Below are 3,495 nucleotides of genomic sequence, written 5' to 3'. Positions count from 1 at the left end.
TATTAAAAATATTACTGCCACTTGCATCCCAAAAACCCCCTCCACCGCTAACGCTGCCTTTGCTGCTGCTTTTTACAATCCATTTTTGCTCGGTGGCATCGTATTGAAGATTTACTACGCCTTTATTTATAATTGTGATATCCGCATTAGTTCCTGTTACTATCATATCTGTAACAGCAGCATTGGCATCTTCATTATTTATTTGCATGGTAAAACCGCTACGGTTAAACAGGGTCAGCAACCTGCCATCATTACCTGCTGTAATACCGGCAATAGTAAAATCTGCGGTAGGCCCCGTAATTCTGTAATAACTAAAGCGTGGATTATTTACATCTAAAGCAATATTAATTCCATCAGCAGCAGTAACATCTGCAGTACGAAAAATAACATCTCCGTTTACGTCTAAAGTTGCTTGGGGTGTTGGAGTATTTACACCAACATTTTGACCAGTACTGTAGGCAACAAAAAATAAAATGCTTACAATAAAAACAAGTAATGATTTCATGATGAAATATTTTTTATTTGGAAGTTTATTAAATTATTCTGCCAAATTATTTTTATTTATACCTGATAAAAACCATTAATAATTATTCGGGGGTGTTTTATGATTAGGCGGGCATTTTTTAGTTTCCTTTTTGCCCGTTACTTTTGATGATTAATTGATAACTATGATAAAAGACAAAATTTTAGTGATTGGTGCCAGCGGACAAATAGGTGTGGAGTTAACACTAGCGTTGCGTAAAATTTATGGCAATGCCAATGTGGTGGCCAGCGATTTACGGGAGCAAAATCCTTTGCTGGAAGGCACAGGTCCTTATGTAAGTTTGGATGTGATGAATAAAGAAATGCTGCATGTGCAGGTGATACGGCAAAATTTTACGCAGATATATTTACTGGCTGCTATACTTTCTGCCACCGGCGAAAAAAATCCTAACCTTGCCTGGAACCTGAACATGACAGGTTTATTAAATGTACTGGATATTGCAAGAGAAGAAAAAATAAGTAAAGTGTACTGGCCATCTTCCATTGCAGTTTTTGGACCAACAAGTCCTAAACAAAATTGTCCGCAGCAAACTATTATAGAACCGAGTACCGTGTATGGTATAAGTAAATATGCCGGCGAGTTTTGGTGCAATTATTATTTTCACCGCTTTGGTGTAGATGTAAGAAGTTTGCGTTACCCCGGTTTAATAAGTTATAAAAGTGCACCCGGCGGCGGCACTACCGATTATGCTATCGAAATTTTTCATGAAGCGCTGGAAGAAAAAAAATATGAGTGTTTTTTAAAAGAAGATACTTATTTACCCATGATGTATATGCCCGATGCTATAAGGGCAACTATTGAATTGATGGAAGCGCCTGCGGATAAAATATCCATTCGTACCTCTTATAATATTTCGGGTATGAGTTTTTCGCCAAAAGAAATTGCTGCCGAAATAAAAAAACATATTCCTGAATTTGAAATGATTTATAAACCCGATTACCGGCAAACTATCGCCGACAGCTGGCCGCAGAGTATTGACGATACTGTCGCAAGAAAAAACTGGGGGTGGAAAGAAGAATATAATTTGCCTGGCATGGTAAAAGATATGCTGGATAATTTGTAAACAATTTTTTAAATTTTACTTTTAACTATTCGTTTATCAACTAAATAAAATCGTTTAACTATCACTCCTTAATTTTGTATTTAAAAAATTTATTTTTATGAAAAAGATTTTTGCAGTTATTGCCATTACGGCAATTTGTTCAGCAACACATGCTCAAAACAGCGACAAAAAATTCCATTTTAGTGTTGGACCCGAAGTTGGTTTTGCAACCGGCGATTTTAATAACACCCACTCTGTTGGAATTGGAGCTACCATACAGGCCGAAAATAATATTGGTGGTACTACCAGCATTACACTTACCACTGGTTACATGTCCTATGCAGGTAAATCTGCTGGCGCAGGAATTAAATATAAAGCTGCTGGTATTATTCCGCTTAAAGCCGGTATAAAATATTTTTTATCAGGCGGTTTTTATGGCTTAGCCCAATTGGGTGCCGGCTTTTTTAATAACAATGGCGGTACTGCTTTTGCATACTCTCCTGTAATTGGTTACGAATTTAATACCAACTCGGGCAAAGCCATTGATGCCAGTTTAAAATACGACGGGTATTCAAAAAACAATGCCAACTTAGGTTCAGTTGGTGTAAGGCTGGCGTATAAATTTTAATAGTTTTAATAAATATCTTAATAAAAAAATCCTGCTGTAAAGCAGGATTTTTTATTAAGTATTAATTTAATAAAAGTTAGCGTAACTGTGTGTTTAATTATTTTAACTGTGTATCATCTTGCTGTAGCTGTGGTTTAAAGTTTCCCTGATTATAAATTAACATTTATATAACGTACTAATAATAAATAATTTTTACATTATTTTTTATTAAATATTTTTGATAATTACTAATTTACTGGGATATTTGTGCTATATTTTTAACCAAAAATTACGTAACATGAAAAAAGCAGTTTTAATTGTTGCCTTATCAGCAGCAGCATTTGCCGTACAGGCACAAACTACATTTGGCGCACACGCCGGTATTAACGGAGCCTCTTTTACAGATAAAACAACCAGTGGTAGCCAAACTACAACTGATAAGTTTGACACAAAAGTTGGACTTATTATTGGTGTAAATGCAGAAATACCTATTGCCTCTTCATTATTTTTCAGACCCGAATTAAATTTTATTCAAAAAGGTGGAAAGCTAAAGCAAACTGAAGTGATTTTTGGGACTACTTACACCACCGATGCTAAGGTTACGACCAATTATCTTGAGCTTCCCTTGAATTTAATTTATAAATTTAATGGGAGTGGTTTATTTGCAGGTGCAGGTCCATCAATTGGGTATGGTTTATCTGGTAAGGCTAATTCAAAAACTACAGTCGGTTCATCAACTACAGAAGATAATTCCGATATTAAATTTGATGGTAAAAAAAATGCAAATGATGGCAAAGGTCATTTAAAGGCTTTGGATTTTGGCGCTAATTTTTTAGTGGGTTACCAGTTTAGTAATAATTTATTTTTAAAAGCAAATTACACTCTTGGGTTATCTAATATTTCTGTTGAAGATAATTCCACAACCAAAAACACAGGGTTGGGTTTTACAATCGGGTATAGATTTGGTAGTGCATCAGAAGAGTAAATTAATTTAAACTCTGTGTAAATAATAAAAGCGGCAGATGCCGCTTTTATTATTTATGCTATACTTTGCACTTTTTAAAATGAAGAAAATCGTATCAGGCAGGGTTAAATTAATTTATGCTCGTAAGAATACTTAATCAGCCCAATAACACCAGATGTTTTTGTTTTTCTAAAAATATTTTTGCGGTGGGTTTCTACAGTACGTTCGCTTAAAAAAAGCTGTTCAGCAATTTGCTTATTGTTATTTTCTTTTTCAATTAATTTTATAATTTCTATTTCTCTTGCAGTAAGGTGTGCATCATCGCTTTCTTTTTTAAG

The 3,495-nt window shown here is 34.6% G+C and carries 5 protein-coding genes; 3 read left to right on the top strand and 2 right to left on the bottom strand.

Translation table 11 applies throughout. The features are described from left to right. On the bottom strand, positions 1–505 hold a 505-nt coding region (locus tag ACY65O_RS08505; RefSeq protein ID WP_462220427.1), incomplete at its 3' end, for a hypothetical protein. A gap of 163 nt (positions 506–668) precedes the next feature. Between ACY65O_RS08505 and ACY65O_RS08500 the strand changes: the two genes are divergently transcribed. The 3 genes from ACY65O_RS08500 (at position 669) to ACY65O_RS08490 (ending at position 3,178) form a co-directional block, all read left to right on the top strand. Beyond that, on the top strand, positions 669–1,607 hold the full coding sequence (locus tag ACY65O_RS08500; protein WP_462220426.1) for an NAD-dependent epimerase/dehydratase family protein: 939 nt from the start codon (positions 669–671) through the stop codon (positions 1,605–1,607). Positions 1,608–1,704: 97 nt separating this feature from the next. Beyond that, positions 1,705–2,214 carry a transporter gene (locus ACY65O_RS08495; RefSeq protein WP_462220425.1) on the top strand — a complete coding sequence of 170 codons (510 nt, stop codon included), beginning with the start codon at positions 1,705–1,707 and terminating at the stop codon, positions 2,212–2,214. A gap of 277 nt (positions 2,215–2,491) precedes the next feature. Further along, positions 2,492–3,178 (top strand): porin family protein, encoded by a 687-nt coding sequence (locus ACY65O_RS08490; protein WP_462220424.1) that lies wholly within the window; start codon positions 2,492–2,494, stop codon positions 3,176–3,178. Between the two features lie 104 nt (positions 3,179–3,282). Here ACY65O_RS08490 and ACY65O_RS08485 read toward each other — a convergent pair. After that, positions 3,283–3,495 (bottom strand): response regulator transcription factor (locus ACY65O_RS08485; RefSeq protein ID WP_462220423.1); only part of this gene is annotated, 213 nt, incomplete at its 5' end.

Origin of the sequence: Ferruginibacter sp. (assembly GCF_031430955.1) — a bacterium.
Lineage (GTDB): Bacteria > Bacteroidota > Bacteroidia > Chitinophagales > Chitinophagaceae > Ferruginibacter.
This window is presented reverse-complemented; position numbering and strand designations above follow the sequence as displayed.